The following is a 14407-nucleotide window of genomic DNA, read 5'->3' as shown; positions in this document are numbered from 1 at the left end:
AAATTGAACGAAAAATGTTATGATGAGTTAAATTGGACATAATTAATAGTACGCACTTAAAAGTGCCATAGGTGCTAAAAAGTACCCATACCTTGGAGGTTATCATGACAACAACATCTACAACAACTGTCAAGAAAAAATACAATATTTCTGTTGAAGCCACCCTAGAGGTCATCGGAGGGAAATGGAAATGCGTAATTCTATGTCATTTAACTCATGGCAAAAAACGCACCTCCGAGTTAAAACAGTTGATGCCCGGCATTACTCAAAAAATGTTAACCCAGCAGCTACGCGAGCTTGAGGCAGATGGAATCATCAACCGAATTGTTTATAATCAGGTTCCACCAAAAGTAGAATACGAGCTTAGTGAATATGGGGATAGTTTAAGCGATATTTTGACTGCATTATGTAATTGGGGAGAACAACATATCATTAAGCAATACGGTGATAAATACGCTGTTTTAGAGGATAACATCTTAAATAAATAAACCGCTATATCAAGAAAATGGTTGGAGATTTATGCTGCGAGAGTTGGACTTCAATTATACACCCACGAAAAAAGGACAGCTGAATCAGATCGATTCAACTGTCCAAAGCTTTGATTCACCCGTCCCTTGAATGGCGCATTGGAACATAACTTAAATTACGCCTTCTCCTCCTATAGCAGTTGCTGTGAATGATATGGGTCCAAATAGATTGATAGGCAAGTTGCTATCATTCTGAATTACCAATTCATAGTTGTGGACTCCAATATAAGCACCATCGACCCACTGAGCACTTAATTGAATATCAGTAATTGTAGTAAAACGATAAAAGGATCTATAAATATCGACTCCAGCTCGTCGGATGATAACAAGAAATTGGCTATTAGCAAGTGCAGTAAGACTAAAACTACCATTTAACTCGACTCTACTGGAGAAAGAAGCCGGATTAGCCGGACTAATATTTACTTGCGCTGTAGCTAAACCCGCTCCAGCTCCAGGAATCCCTGCAACCGTTATAGCAGTAGTAAACGGATCTAACGGGATTTTTGCCTGTGACCCATAACTTATTATTGTCGCCATTTATCATCACTCCATTTCAAGGTTATAGAGTAGTATATTGTGAATCCACAATGATAGATTGGACTTAATTCCTGATGATTATATACATTTAAGGTATACTTTGCTAGATCATATAAACCTAGATACCTCGTCAATCACCATACGATTTCTACTCATTGACAACACCCCTGTTCAGAATTACAATAATTCACATATCATGAACAACGATGACAAAGGGTAAGTAGACAGACGAACATGGTCTTCAGAGAGCCGGTGGTAGGTGCGAACCGGTGACCAGCGTATGCTCGAATGGCCTTTATAGTTGTTTTTCCGAACTATCTTAATGGATGCAGTAGGGAAAACCGGGGTTCCCGCCGTTATCAAGGGACCTGTATCGAGAATAAATTCAACCTCTCCGTACAGGTAAGAGAAGATCGAAAGCCAAGAATCGTAAGGTGACACGATCATTTAAGGTGGTACCACGACAACTTCGTCCTTATTGGATGAGGTTTTTTTGTCATTTAAAGGAGGTGATGGCCATGGATGATGGCTGGTGGTGGCGACTCGAGTGTAACCAAATGCTAAATAACAGGAGGAATTTATATGATGAACGAACGTGTCTTAACTGGAGATCGAGTGACTGGAAAGCTTCACCTTGGCCATTACGCCGGCAGCTTGCAGACCCGAGTAGCCCTTCAGGAGCAATATGAAACTTTTGTGTTTTTAGCGGATATTCAAGCCCTAACGACCCATTTTGATCGTCCACAGCTGCTGGGTCAACATCTGCATGAGATCACACTGGACTATTTATCTGCGGGTATAAATCCGGAGAAAACAACAATATTTATTCAATCGATGATCCCTGAAATCGCAGAGCTGACCCTCTTGTTCTCTATGTTTGTTACTGTGAATTCTTTACGGCATAATCCCACGATTAAAGCCGAATCGAAAAATTCGAGCTTAGATGAATTGTATTACGGTTTTCTTGGTTATCCAGTTAGTCAGACTGCTGACATAACATTTTGTAAAGCAACGATAATTCCTGTAGGGGAAGACCAACTCCCTCATCTGGAATTAACCCGTAAAATCGTCCGCAGATTCAACGAGCTGTACAGCCCGATACTGGTGGAACCCAGAGCGCTGATCAGTGAGACTCCGAGGCTTGTGGGTACGGATGGAAACGCTAAAATGAGCAAAAGCCTTGGCAATGCCATCGAGCTGGACTCCACTAAGGAAGAGATTATCTTTAAGATACGAAAAGCCACAACCGATCCAGCGCGTGTGCATAAAAATGATCCTGGACATCCAGATATCTGTCCTATTTTTGCTTATCATGGTGCTTTTCGCTCAGCGGGGGTAATCGAAATTCGTGAAGGCTGTGAGCAGGGTACTATGGGTTGTTCTGCTTGCAAACAGTTGATTTCGACAGCTCTAGATCAGCTTATAGAACCGATGCGAGAGCGTCGTTCCTATTATGCTACTAAGCCCAAGCTTGTGCAGGAAATCTTAATCTCTGGAACACAGCATGCCCGCAGCATTGCTCAAGAAACAATGGCCGAAGTACGTGAGGCTATGAGTCTTAACTATTTTTCAATCTAAAAATGACCAGTATAGGCACTCAAAAAAAGCCGGAATCTCATTGGAAGAGATCCGGCTTTTTTCTTCTCCTTACAACACCCAATTTCCCTTACGGAATACGGGTTCAATCGTGCCGTCCGCCAGCTCTCCGTCAATATCCAGCTCTGCTGAACCGATCATAAAATCGACATGAGTTAAGCTGACATTAGCTCCTCTAGCCACAAGCTCTTCGTTCGTAAGCTTTGTGCCGCCTTCAATATTTACAGGATAAGCACTTCCTAGCGCGAAATGGCAGGAGGCATTCTCATCAATCCCTGTATTGTAAAAAATGCGGTTCAAGCGAGAGATTGGAGAATCATGCTGCACTAAGGCTACTTCTCCTAGATAAGATGCACCTTCATCCGTTGCCAGCAGTGAGGTTAAATGTTCGCGTCCGGATTCAGCTTCATAAGCTACGACTTTCCCTTTTTCAAAAGTGAATGAAAGTCCTTCAACTAACCGTCCATTCAAATTAAGAGGGAGCGTGCTTCTAACTGTGCCATTAACGCCAGTACGATGGGGCATGGAATAAATCTCTTCCGTTGGCATATTAGCTACAAAATAAACGCCTTTATCATTCTCACCGCCACCCCCGCGCCATAAATGGCCTTCCGGAAGCTCTACATGCAGATCCGTTCCCGGAGCACGGTAATGCAAGCTTTTATAACGTTTAGCGTTCATTCTGTCCTGACTTTCTTTCAACTGACCAATATGCTCTCTCCAAGCAGCTACCGGATCATTGCTGCCCACACGATTCATCTGGAATACAGCTTCCCACATCGCCTCTACCCGCTCTTCTTCAGGAAGATCGGCAAAAACCTTGTTCGCCCAAGCACGTGTTGGCGCTTTGACCAGAGACCAGCTGATTTTGCTGTTCCGAGTATATTTGGAGTAGTTCTTGCGAGCAACAGCCGCTGCTTTGACTGCTCTAGATACCTTAGAAGAATCAATGCCATTAAACAGTTCAGGATCAGGTACTTTAATATGTAAGATGGCACCATTCTCTTCCGCGAATTTCTCCATCATCTCAGCCTGCCACTGTGGATAGTAATCGAAAGAATCCTCTGAGGCTTTTTCATAACGGATCCGTGTAGTTGCTTCATCGTCCCAGTCAACAATTACATATTTAGCTCCCGCTTCATAGGCTTTCGCTACAATCAAGCGAGTAAGTTCTGCGGTTTCTATCGGTGCATGTACCATAAGGACTTGTCCAGGCTGTACATTTACTCCTACTTTTACAACTAGGTTCGCATATTTCTCCAGCATTACTTCAAAATCTTTCATGAATTCTCTTCCTCCATCTCTAGGGTTGCTATAAGCACTCGGTCAGCTTCACTTCTTATTTTAACGCAAAACGAGGATAGTTGCGATTCGATTTAGATTCTCAGCTACTTCACTTCAGGTATTTCACCTGTATAGACACCTAGATCATTCTTATGAATCTCTACATTGGACGTTCCGATCTGCTTATCATTATGGTAAGCAATCACTGTGATCTTGGTATCCTGAGGTTCATCTATTTGCTTATTCCCCCCATCCATTGGACTCCAGTAAATTTGATCTCCAGATTTGATTTTCAGCTCAAGACCTTTGTTATGCACCTTGTAGTCAGGGGGAGTCCATAACAATAAATTGCCGGATGTAGCCTGTATCTTAATAACATCCGCCCCTTCAGCAGTTATAAGCATAGGTAATCCTGGAGCACTACTATCAGTCACCCTGTATTCCGCTGTTGGGAACATAACATCCGGTTTTACCTCAAGTGATTGATTATTATGCCGCAAAATAAAGAAGAAAAAAAGTAAAATCGTTAAGCCCATGACGCCTCCGATGATTATTTTTTTCACTATTCAACCTCCCTTCCACCCTAATACTGTAACATATTTCCTTAATTTGGCCAGTTATGAGCCAAATTAAGCGGCTCCCGCGAGGAACCGCTCACTTCAATCCCTATTTTTTATCCACCTGTAACAGTGTCACTGTCTTCAAAGCATAAGTATGCATGATTTTATCCTCTGAAATTACATTCAACTTGGTCAAGCTTGCCACCTTTGCCGGATCTGATTTGGAGAGCAAACGCCACACTTCGGGGTCTGATAAGGTCTCATATAACTTTGCATCATCATATTCTTTGCGGTTTTGCACGACCAGCTTCACTTTATAGCGGCCAATTTCAGTCTCGTTAGTTTCCTGCTCACTACAATAATTTAAAATATCCTGACGAAGCTCGGCCAATTCTTTTTCAATATCCTTTTGCTTTTGCTTGAGCCGATAATACTGCTGAACCTTTTTCTCCATCCACTTCACGCTCCTTCATAGACATATGTATGCCGGAAACGTTGGATAAATTAGTTGAGTTCCCTATCATAAAAACTTATAATGAGCCGGGGATAGCTAATTTCCAAGTAGAGTCAAATTTCTTATAAAAACAATTCCACGGCAGGTGACTTATGTTTCATTCGTACTTTTTTCCAATTTCGTATGCGTTCATGATGTTTCCAATAGCAGCGCTGGTCTTCACACTACCTTTTCTTATCGTACAATACCGCAGACATGGCTATATACATAAGCTTAGAGCTTTAATCCTATATCTGCTGCTGCTCTATCTGATGAACGCTTATTTTCTTGTCTTGCTTCCTTTTCCATCCTCCCGGCACAATGCAGCACCTTCTGGGAGTATCGTCCAATTCATTCCCCTTCAGTTTATTCAGGATATTGTGGATGGATCGTCAATCATCCCTGATCAAATCTCGACCTACTGGTCATTACTGCGTGAGCCTGCATTTTTACAGGTCATTTTTAACGTTGCATTGACCGTACCGTTTGGAATGTTTTTGGGCTATTATTTTCGTACACGCTGGGTCGTGTGCATTCTACTATCCTTTGCCTTTTCCTTGTCCTTTGAGATCACGCAGATTACAGGAATTTATGGTTTCTTCGATCATCCTTACCGTCTTTTTGATGTCGATGATCTCATTACCAACACAATCGGAGGGATTTTTGGATTTCGAATTTCCATTTGGATCTCCGGGCTATTGCCACGTATAGAACAACTGGATACAAACATTGACCGCTCTGCCAAAAGAGTCTCCTATACCCGCAGAGGAATAGCTTTTCTAATCGATAGTATGGTGTGGAGCATCGGGTTTGGGGTACTCTTCGGATTCGATATAAAAGCTGCCTTCTGGATTGTAACTGGTATTTACTTCATGCTTGTTCCGGCTCTCACGGGCGGACGGACCTTAGGGAAATGGATGGTGCGGATTCGGGTGAAGAGCAGCGGGAATCATGCTTTTTTCTGGGCTCTGATGATCAGATATGGCCTGCTATATTGGGTGCTGCTTGGGATTCACGCTCTTTTGCTTGATTCCGCCCTTCTAGGGCATCTTTCCTCCGTATGGAATATGCTTATTCATCTGTTTGTTCTATTGATAGACTTGGCTTTCTTTATTCATTTAGTCATTAGTATATTCAAAAAAGAAACTCAGCTAATATATGAGAAACTAAGTCGAACTTCTCATGTTATTTCTTGGCCAGAGAAACGGCTCCAATCTGATGTATCCAGCAACAGCCCTGTAGAAAGCTAAACTAGTTATTATTTAAATGGTATTTTTACATTGGATATTATTATAGAATTAGGAGGTGAGCATTCTCAAAATTTAGGAGATGAGCGTATGGAAACTACAAGCAGCTTGCAGTTATCTAGAAGTCTTCCAGAAAAACAGGGGATTTCATCAACCGCAATATCCCGCTTTATTAGTGCAGTAGAGGAACAAAATTTAGGCCTGCACAGCTTTATGCTACTACGACATGGTTATATGGTCTCTGAAGGCTGGTGGGCTCCTTACAGGTCCGTTCTTCCGCATATGTTATTTTCCCTTAGCAAAAGCTTCACCTCAACCGCAATCGGGTTTGCTGTTACTGAGAAACTTGTCACCCTCGATGATTCTGTCCTCTCCTTTTTCCCTGAAGAGGCTCCTTCGATTATCACGGAGAATCTATCTAATATGACAATCAGACATCTATTGATGATGGGTACCGGGCATGTCGTGGATACTATGGACACCCTTCGCAAAAGTGCCGACGGGAATTGGGTGAAAGCTTTCTTCTCCGTCCCCGTCGAGAAACAACCGGGTACACATTTCCTATATAATACCGGTGCTACTTACATGCTGGCCGCGATCCTTCAACGGGTTACTGGCCAAACACTGCTAGAATATTTAGAACCGCGCCTCTTCGTTCCTCTGGGCATTCAGGGTGCAACGTGGGAGTCTTGTCCACGTGGAATTAACACAGGGGGATTTGGCTTAAACATTACAACCGAGGATATCGCTAAATTCGGCCAGCTATACTTACAAAAAGGAATCTGGAATAATCAACGGGTTCTGCCTGAAAAGTGGATTAATGAGGCTACTACCAAACATATTTCCAATGGCGAAGGTGATCATGACTGGGCAATGGGATATGGGTATCAGTTCTGGCAATGCCAGCACGGTGCCTACCGGGCAGATGGCGCCTTCGGTCAACTCTGTGTTGTGCTTCCGGAGCAAGATGCCGTAATTATTACTACTGCTGCATCAGACAGTATACAAGGAATGTTGAATGCTGTGTGGGAACATCTGCTTCCCGCGATGAAGCCAGCTCCCTTGCCATTAGAGCCGGCTGCTTCTGCCCACTTGGTTGAACAATTAAAGAATTTATCTATCCATCCGCCACAACTGCAGCCCTCTTCATCACAAGAAGAACGAATAAACGGCTTAACCTATAAGCTCGATGACAACCAATTTGCCTTGGACAGCTTCTCTATCTCTTTCAATAACAACGAAGCTGCAGTTACTTTACAATTTAAGACTGGAGAGGATTCTGTGATCTGTCTTGGTCGAGGGGAATGGCTCGAAAGCTTCGCACAGGTCATTGATGCTTCCTTGAACCGAATCATGTCCAGCTTTACTTGGGTTGCTGATGATCAGCTACAGCTTACTTTATTGTTTATTGAAATGCCTTTCTGCATAACTCTTGAAATAATCTTACTAGAGAATCAGCTAATTCTTAAACAAAAGTTTAATGTGAATATGGGACCGACTGAATTCCCTGAGATCATTGGCAGACTATAATTCTTAATGAATACAAAAGACCGCTTCGTCCTTTAAAGAGACTTAGCGGCCTTTTAAATATTCGATTCTAATCTGTGAAATCAGCAAGCTTGAGGATGACCGGACAATGATCGCTCCCCATAATGTGGCAATCGATTTGGGCATCCAGCAGATTAGGTGCAAGTCTAGAAGAAGCTAGGAAATAATCAATCCGCCAGCCTACATTCCGTTCTCTCACCTTCGGCATATAAGACCACCATGAATAAACGCCTTCAAGCTCTGGATGAAAATATCTAAAGGTATCTATGAAGCCGGACTCCAGCAGCGTACTCATTTTTCCTCTTTCTTCATCGGTAAAGCCAGAGTTTCCGCGGTTAGCTTTAGCATTTTTGATATCAATATCCTGATGGGCTACGTTCATATCGCCGCATACAACGACTGGTTTTAGCTTGTCCAGTTCCAGAAGGTAATTGCGGAAGCGGTCCTCCCATTCCATTCTGTAATCCAATCTAGCCAGATCTCGTTTGGCATTTGGTGTATACACATTCACTAGATAAAAATGTTCGAACTCCAGCGTAATAATCCGACCTTCCGCTTCTTCATCCTCTTCCATTCCGTATCTCACAGAGATCGGCTTGATTTTGGTGAATATAGCTGTGCCTGAATACCCTTTTTTCACTGCATAATTCCAATATTGATAGTATTCTTCACCCTGTTCCAGAACAATCTGCCCTTCTTGCAGCTTCGTCTCCTGTACACAGAAAATATCTGCTTCTACTTCCTTAAAATAATCATCAAACCCTTTTTTCACACAGGCCCGAAGACCATTCACATTCCATGATACCAACTTTATCATTAACGTTTCTCCTTGCATTTTGCTTTAATAGTAACCAGTTTATCATATTACGGCCAGAAATTTATAGAGGGTTAGGGTCATCTTGAGCAGTTCCGCGAATAGATTTATATCCTAATCATTTATTATCCATGATACAATAGCAAAATTGACTCTATACAAATTTTCTAACACGTGAGGTAAAAAAACTTATGAATGCACCAAATCTTTTACGAGGGTTTAACTTTTTGTATTTTGCTCTGCTAGCCATGTTTATTCCCTTTCTGCCAGTCTATCTAAGTGAACAAGGTCTAAGCCCATCGCAAATCGGCTTCATTATTGGAACTGGTGGTTTTGTTACCATCGTTGCCCAGCCTTTATGGGGGATGATCAGTGATAAAACAAAAACCATCCGCAAAGTGCTGTTAGCTCTGCTGTTATGCTCAGCGGTAACCGGATACTTTTTGTTCGATTCCAGCAGTTACGTTGTTCTCATTCTTTTTGCTATGCTGCTGTATTTCTTCTTAATGCCCATTGATCCGCTGACAGAAAGCTTGAATTTCCGAGTCTCTGAGGCGGCTGGAATTAGCTATGGTTCTATCCGTACATATGGTGCGCTAGGTTATGGTGTAATGGCTCTGATTACTGGCTATGTGCTTGGTTTTTTCGGCTCTCATGGAATAGCTCTTCTGTTTGTTGCCATTTGCCTTATAAGCTTTATAGTAAGCTGGAACATGCCAGATGCCCCCGTCACAGGTAAGCCGGTCACGCTGGATAGCCTCAAGCACTTTTTTGGCAACAAAAAGACATTGATGTTTCTGGTGCTCATATTTATTAGCTCTGTACCCGCACGAATGAACGATACATTTATTGGAGTTTATATTCGTGAGCTTGGTGGCAGTCCTCAACTGGTAGGCCAATCATTTTTCCTCGCGGCAATAAGTGAAATCATTGTCTTTGCATTAAGCTTCTGGTGGTTGCGAAAAGGAAAAGAACTGATTATCATATCGATTTCCGGAGCCTTCTATTTCCTTCGTTTCTTGATTTCAGCTTGGATCATTGATCCACACTTGTTAGCGTATTTGCAGATTCTGCAAATTCTTACCTTCCCTGTGTTCTACTCGGCTGCTATTCAATACCTGTACAGCATTGTACCCGAGGAATGGCGTGCTACAGGGCAAACCGTCCTTGCACTATTGTTCTTCGGTGTATCAGGTATCCTGGCTTCTTATGCTGGTGGGGCATTATATGATGCCTTTGGGGGTAAAGCTCTTTACTTAACGATCTCCGCAATGTCGTTTGTCGGCATGCTATTCGGATTGATACTGTATCTGATTTATCGTAAAAAAACGGAATAAGCGTACGAAAATAAACCGGGGATGTCCCAGCCGCTTTCTAAGTGGCTATTGGACATCCCCGGTTTTTTCTATTAAAAAGTGCTAATTCACCATGGCATTCGCTCTAGCATTAATAGATTTTCAACATAGAATATCCTATCAAACGAAAAGGAGGTCGTTACTATGGCCATCGTATTACCGCTTCAATATTTCAATTTAGCCCCTGTCATTGGTAAATCTTATTATGAAAACCTTGCAGGTGGAATTAACGCTGCTGTTACTGTGAACAACAACTCCAACTTCCCAGTAGATTTAGTAATCACTCGTGTGAATGCTCCAGTTATCACATACACGATTCCAGCATTCAATAGCCTTACGCTTGCAGTTCATGCCCTTTTGGTAGCTGCACTCTTAAGCACTCCTGCTGGCACCACATTCGGAACTATTGAAATTTCAACATCAGATTTCTAATAGTGTAGCATTAGGCATCTCTAGCTGGAAGTTCAGCTAGGGATGCTTCTCTATGTGAATCTAGCTTAATCCTTCTATTGTATGCTGCTCCATAAGCTGCTTCAGCTTGGTTTCAGTATTCGAATCTCCCGCAGGAGTATAGATGCTGCAGCGTAAATCTGCACTGCCATGAACCTGCAAAGAGGTTAGATGAAATAACATTTTTCCCGCCTTGGCATGTCTGAATTCTAGTAACACATCCGGGGCCGAACTAACCCGACTTTGCTCCCACATCTCATTAAAAGCCGGATGCAATTCTTTCAATTCCTCTATAAATTCATCATACCAATGATCCTCTACATACTGTCCGTAATACGCTCTGAAGATAGAAAGATAACCGCTGACGAATTGTTCCCAATTCACTGCTAAGCGCCTAAACTCCTTACGAACAAATAACAATCGGATCATATTCCGCTCTTCGATGGGCAGCTTTGAGAAATCAAGAAAAACATGGGCGGCAGCTTCATTCCAACCGACGATTCCGCAACGTCTATCAGAAATTATCGTAGGACAATATTTAAGTTCCTGTAAAATTTTCTGCAGCGAAGGACTAATTACGGAAGATTCATCTTGCGGATAGGGTGTGGTTCCGGTTCCAGTTTCTAAAGCCAATGCAAAAAGATACTTCCGCTCATCTTTAGTCAGCCTAAGTGCAGTGGCAATACAGTCCAAAACAGAGGACGAGACTTTTATATCTCTGCCTTGTTCAAGCCACGTATACCAGGTACTGCTTACCCCTGCAAGCTGTGCAACCTCTTCCCTGCGGAGTCCTGGCGTTCTTCTGCGTGTGCCTTCTGGCAAGCCTACAGAGCTTGGTGAAATTGCCGCACGACGTGCTTTCAAAAAATCGGATAATGCTTGTAATCTTGTTTGATTAGCCATAAGCTACCTCCACTTTGGGATTTCTGTTCCTTTAGTATAGTACAAATTATACTAGGATAAACGATAACTTGTAATAGGATAAATAAAGTGGAAAAATACTAGTATACACTAGCTGAGGAGGTTCATTATGGAACGCGTAGTGATTACAGGCATGGGCTTAATCTCACCACTTGGAAATACAATCGGGCAATTTTGGGATCGGCTAATTTCTGGTGAATCGGGTATATCCCCGATCACTTCATTTGATACAACAGGTTTTAAGACGAGAATTGCCGGCGAAGTACGTGATTTCGATGCAGAAGGCAGATTTGGGCGTAAAGAGGCACGGCGAATGGACAGATTCAGTCAGTTTGCCCTCGCAGCTACTGAAGAGGCTTGGAAACATTCTGGCCTCCAGCTTGATAAGATTGACAAGGAGAGACTTGGCGTTTATGTAGGATCTGGTGTTGGAGGAATTCAGACCTTGATGGATCAAGGTACGGTCCTGAAAGAGCGTGGACCTGATCGAGTCAGCCCTACCTTAATTCCCATGATGATCTCCAATATGGCTGCGGCGATGATCAGCATTAAATTTGGAGCTCTCGGCCCGACCATGTCTCCAGTAACAGCTTGTTCTATTGGAAATACTGCGATTGGTGAGGCCTTCCGTTTAATTCGTTATGGCGGTGCGGACATTGTTATAGCCGGGGGTTCTGAAGCTGCTATTACTGAAATCTCGTTGGCCAGCTTCGGGAATGCCACCTCTTTATCTACACGAAATGAAGAGCCTACTAAAGCGAGCCGCCCTTTCGATGGAGGACGGGATGGCTTTGTAATCGGTGAAGGTGGCGGCATAGTCATTCTTGAGTCACTCTCCCATGCTCAGCGTAGAAACGCCAAGATTCACGGTGAAGTGATCGGGTATGGTGCTAGCTCTGATGCTTATCATATGGTTGCCACTCATCCAGAGGGGATTGGTGCCTATCAAGCTATGAAGTTAGCGCTAAATGAAGCTAATCTCCAGCCCCACAACGTAGATGTAATCAGTGCGCATGCGACAAGTACAGTAGTAGGAGACCATTCTGAAACCCTAGCGATTAAAAAATTATTTGGCGAGCATGCCTACCACATCCCCGTAACCGCTAATAAGTCCATGACTGGACATGCTTTAGGGGCCGCTGGCGGCTTAGAAGCCATCGCTTTAGTTAAGAGTATCCAAGAAGGGATCATTCCTCCTACCATCAATCAGGGCACGCCTGATTCCATCTGTGATTTAGATTACGTACCTAACAATGCGCGAAAAGCTAATCTCGAAATAGGCATCTCCAATTCATTTGGCTTCGGCGGCCATAATGCTGTTATTGTGATCCGAAAGTTCGTAGACTAATCCTACATTATAAAAGGGGTTTCAACTTAGCCATTACACATGACTAGTTGAAACCCCTTCTGCTGTTAATCCTTTTAAACTATCTTATTCCGAAGGTGATACATGACTTCCCCAGATAGAGATCCCTTCATTAGAAACCGCGGTGAACGTCATAACATTACTGGCTGTAGCTTCATTCCACTCTTTCAGGAACACACCCTTATAAGTAGAACCACCTATCGTTAACTCTGCAGTATGATCGTCGATAAGCTTCCACTTGCCCTTTACTGCGCCTTTGATTTTACCACTCTTCGTCAATTGAATTAGCTCCGATTGCACGATATCTGCCGTAATTTCTTTATTATGATTCACATATTTGTATTCGCCTGCGATTTGCTCTTTCGTATATTTATCAATGGTCTCGCCACCATAACGGTGTGGTGCGACCACCGGCCAGCCATCAGCGTTCATGAACATCTGGTGTACTCTAACCTCATGCTTTTCACCACGATTCGGGAACCGTGTATGGAAGATCAAATAATACTTGCCAGTCTCTTCATCGTAAAATGCGGAGTTATGTCCTGGTGATACATATCCTTCCCCACTTACTGGGAGCTCATCGTCATTATTCAGGAATTCGAAATTCCCCATGAGTTTAACTCCGTAAGGAGCATAAGCAGGATCATCAAACAATACGCCAGCTGTGCCCTGTGAATCGATCATATCCTGGTCCTCAGAATCTTCAAATGGTCCATCAGGTGTCTTCGAGCGAGCTACACGGATGTTATATCCGCCATCAGCAGCCAGCCCCCCGTAGGATAGGAACAGGTAGTAGTAATCCGTCTCAGGACTGTACAGCATATAGGGAGCTTCTATCCGCGCATGATTTGCGCCTAGAAGCTTTTTGCCATAACCTTGATCTGGCAGTGGGAATCCTGTGCTTGTATCCAGTTCCATAATAAAAATACCACCGGAATAAGAACCATACACCATCCACAATCTGCCTTCTTTATCAAAGAACACATCCGGATCTACAACATTCGGCTTTTGTGTGGCATCATAAGTTTCTCCGTCATCGCCTACACCCACCATACCTGACTTTAAGAAGATCCCTTTGTTCTTATAAGGTCCTTCAATATGGTCTGACACGGCTATACCAAGTGCTGATAATGGGGAATCACCTTTACACGCGTTGTAATACATATAATATTTACCATCCGCCAATTGAATGACATCCGGTGCCCATAAAGTGTCCGTCTTTCCCCAGGTTAAGGCCTCTTTTAATTCCTCTTTGACATTCGGGATGAGTACGTTTCCATCAACAACTCCAGAGGACAATTGAGTCCAGGACATCAGGTCGTCGGATTTAGCAGAAGCCAAATGTGAGCCAAACACATAGTACTTATTATCAGCCAAAATAATGGAAGGATCATGTACAGAAACATTCTTGAAGACAGGCTGAACAGGCTCAGGTCCGCTGTTTGTGTTGCCAGAATTAGCCGTGTCGTTGTTGCACGCGGTTACAGCTAATAATGAAACGCTAAGTAAAGTAGTAATAATTATCTTCTTCATCGTTATACCCCCTATGTATGCCTTTTCATTTTGAGATGAAAACGATAAATAGTCAACCCTTTTATTTAATTAAGTTCGTATTAATTCATATTTATTTAAATAATAGTGAACATTGTAGAAAATAAAAAAAACGCTAAGCCAACTAAATGGCCTAGCGTTTCCTCTTATTATTTAGT

Annotated in this window: 14 protein-coding genes and 1 other annotated feature; of the genes, 7 read left to right on the top strand and 7 right to left on the bottom strand. The window is 42.9% G+C overall.

The window, feature by feature from the left end:
• The first annotated feature begins 104 nt into the window (after window positions 1-104).
• Entirely contained in the window at window positions 105-488 is a 384-nt protein-coding gene (locus MHH50_RS12940) for a winged helix-turn-helix transcriptional regulator (RefSeq protein ID WP_076125996.1), read from the top strand.
• Between the two features lie 150 nt (window positions 489-638).
• Here the strand turns inward: MHH50_RS12940 and MHH50_RS12935 are convergent, their stop codons facing one another.
• Complete coding sequence (locus MHH50_RS12935) at window positions 639-1064, bottom strand: hypothetical protein (RefSeq protein ID WP_036686349.1); 426 nt, start codon at window positions 1062-1064, stop codon at window positions 639-641.
• Between the two features lie 197 nt (window positions 1065-1261).
• Window positions 1262-1544 (top strand) — a binding site (T-box leader).
• Between the two features lie 102 nt (window positions 1545-1646).
• On the opposite strand from MHH50_RS12935, the gene trpS reads away from it, so the two are divergent.
• A complete protein-coding gene (trpS, locus tag MHH50_RS12930; RefSeq protein WP_076275827.1) occupies window positions 1647-2642 on the top strand; it encodes a tryptophan--tRNA ligase in 996 nt (331 codons plus the stop codon).
• Between the two features lie 69 nt (window positions 2643-2711).
• Here the strand turns inward: trpS and MHH50_RS12925 are convergent, their stop codons facing one another.
• From MHH50_RS12925 to MHH50_RS12915, 3 genes are all read right to left on the bottom strand, one after another.
• Window positions 2712-3944 carry an aminopeptidase gene (locus MHH50_RS12925; RefSeq protein WP_076275828.1) on the bottom strand — a complete coding sequence of 411 codons (1233 nt, stop codon included), beginning with the start codon at window positions 3942-3944 and terminating at the stop codon, window positions 2712-2714.
• A gap of 104 nt (window positions 3945-4048) precedes the next feature.
• Window positions 4049-4507: a hypothetical protein gene (locus MHH50_RS12920; RefSeq protein ID WP_076219157.1), complete on the bottom strand. Its 459-nt coding sequence runs from the start codon at window positions 4505-4507 to the stop codon at window positions 4049-4051.
• A gap of 103 nt (window positions 4508-4610) precedes the next feature.
• Window positions 4611-4958 (bottom strand): hypothetical protein, encoded by a 348-nt coding sequence (locus MHH50_RS12915; protein WP_076219158.1) that lies wholly within the window; start codon window positions 4956-4958, stop codon window positions 4611-4613.
• A gap of 191 nt (window positions 4959-5149) precedes the next feature.
• Here MHH50_RS12915 and MHH50_RS12910 point away from each other — a divergent pair, with 191 nt between their 5' ends.
• Window positions 5150-6247: a VanZ family protein gene (locus MHH50_RS12910; protein ID WP_340034405.1), complete on the top strand. Its 1098-nt coding sequence runs from the start codon at window positions 5150-5152 to the stop codon at window positions 6245-6247.
• 87 nt (window positions 6248-6334) lie between these two features.
• Window positions 6335-7774 (top strand): serine hydrolase, encoded by a 1440-nt coding sequence (locus MHH50_RS12905; RefSeq protein ID WP_340034404.1) that lies wholly within the window; start codon window positions 6335-6337, stop codon window positions 7772-7774.
• A 67-nt stretch (window positions 7775-7841) separates the two neighbouring features.
• On the opposite strand, the gene MHH50_RS12900 is transcribed toward MHH50_RS12905, so the two are convergent.
• A complete protein-coding gene (locus tag MHH50_RS12900) occupies window positions 7842-8606 on the bottom strand; it encodes an exodeoxyribonuclease III (protein WP_076279814.1) in 765 nt (254 codons plus the stop codon).
• A gap of 191 nt (window positions 8607-8797) precedes the next feature.
• Here MHH50_RS12900 and MHH50_RS12895 point away from each other — a divergent pair, with 191 nt between their 5' ends.
• Window positions 8798-9943: an MFS transporter gene (locus MHH50_RS12895; RefSeq protein ID WP_076183499.1), complete on the top strand. Its 1146-nt coding sequence runs from the start codon at window positions 8798-8800 to the stop codon at window positions 9941-9943.
• A 162-nt stretch (window positions 9944-10105) separates the two neighbouring features.
• The gene (locus MHH50_RS12890) at window positions 10106-10393 is read left to right on the top strand and encodes a hypothetical protein (protein WP_076125983.1); all 288 of its coding nucleotides are present in this window, start codon (window positions 10106-10108) and stop codon (window positions 10391-10393) included.
• 60 nt (window positions 10394-10453) lie between these two features.
• On the opposite strand, the gene MHH50_RS12885 is transcribed toward MHH50_RS12890, so the two are convergent.
• Window positions 10454-11314 (bottom strand): helix-turn-helix transcriptional regulator, encoded by an 861-nt coding sequence (locus tag MHH50_RS12885; protein ID WP_076125982.1) that lies wholly within the window; start codon window positions 11312-11314, stop codon window positions 10454-10456.
• 127 nt (window positions 11315-11441) lie between these two features.
• Between MHH50_RS12885 and fabF the strand changes: the two genes are divergently transcribed.
• On the top strand, window positions 11442-12680 hold the full coding sequence (gene fabF / locus MHH50_RS12880) for a beta-ketoacyl-ACP synthase II (protein ID WP_076308114.1): 1239 nt from the start codon (window positions 11442-11444) through the stop codon (window positions 12678-12680).
• Between the two features lie 84 nt (window positions 12681-12764).
• On the opposite strand, the gene MHH50_RS12875 is transcribed toward fabF, so the two are convergent.
• Window positions 12765-14231: a family 43 glycosylhydrolase gene (locus MHH50_RS12875; RefSeq protein ID WP_340034403.1), complete on the bottom strand. Its 1467-nt coding sequence runs from the start codon at window positions 14229-14231 to the stop codon at window positions 12765-12767.
• Window positions 14232-14407 lie beyond the last annotated feature (176 nt).

The sequence above is a fragment of the Paenibacillus sp. FSL H3-0302 genome (assembly GCF_037982245.1).
GTDB lineage: Bacteria > Bacillota > Bacilli > Paenibacillales > Paenibacillaceae > Paenibacillus_AQ > Paenibacillus_AQ odorifer.
This window is presented reverse-complemented; position numbering and strand designations above follow the sequence as displayed.

Excerpts from the sequence above, each read along its gene's own strand:
- MHH50_RS12885 (WP_076125982.1), bottom strand. The coding sequence starts at position 11,314 with ATGGCTAATCAAACAAGATTACAAGCATTATCCGATTTTTTGAAAGCA.
- MHH50_RS12915 (WP_076219158.1), bottom strand. The coding sequence starts at position 4,958 with ATGGAGAAAAAGGTTCAGCAGTATTATCGGCTCAAGCAAAAGCAAAAG.
- trpS (WP_076275827.1), top strand. The coding sequence starts at position 1,647 with ATGATGAACGAACGTGTCTTAACTGGAGATCGAGTGACTGGAAAGCTT.
- MHH50_RS12940 (WP_076125996.1), top strand. The coding sequence starts at position 105 with ATGACAACAACATCTACAACAACTGTCAAGAAAAAATACAATATTTCT.
- MHH50_RS12925 (WP_076275828.1), bottom strand. The coding sequence starts at position 3,944 with ATGAAAGATTTTGAAGTAATGCTGGAGAAATATGCGAACCTAGTTGTA.
- MHH50_RS12890 (WP_076125983.1), top strand. The coding sequence starts at position 10,106 with ATGGCCATCGTATTACCGCTTCAATATTTCAATTTAGCCCCTGTCATT.
- MHH50_RS12910 (WP_340034405.1), top strand. The coding sequence starts at position 5,150 with ATGATGTTTCCAATAGCAGCGCTGGTCTTCACACTACCTTTTCTTATC.
- MHH50_RS12875 (WP_340034403.1), bottom strand. The coding sequence starts at position 14,231 with ATGAAGAAGATAATTATTACTACTTTACTTAGCGTTTCATTATTAGCT.
- fabF (WP_076308114.1), top strand. The coding sequence starts at position 11,442 with ATGGAACGCGTAGTGATTACAGGCATGGGCTTAATCTCACCACTTGGA.
- MHH50_RS12905 (WP_340034404.1), top strand. The coding sequence starts at position 6,335 with ATGGAAACTACAAGCAGCTTGCAGTTATCTAGAAGTCTTCCAGAAAAA.
- MHH50_RS12895 (WP_076183499.1), top strand. The coding sequence starts at position 8,798 with ATGAATGCACCAAATCTTTTACGAGGGTTTAACTTTTTGTATTTTGCT.
- MHH50_RS12935 (WP_036686349.1), bottom strand. The coding sequence starts at position 1,064 with ATGGCGACAATAATAAGTTATGGGTCACAGGCAAAAATCCCGTTAGAT.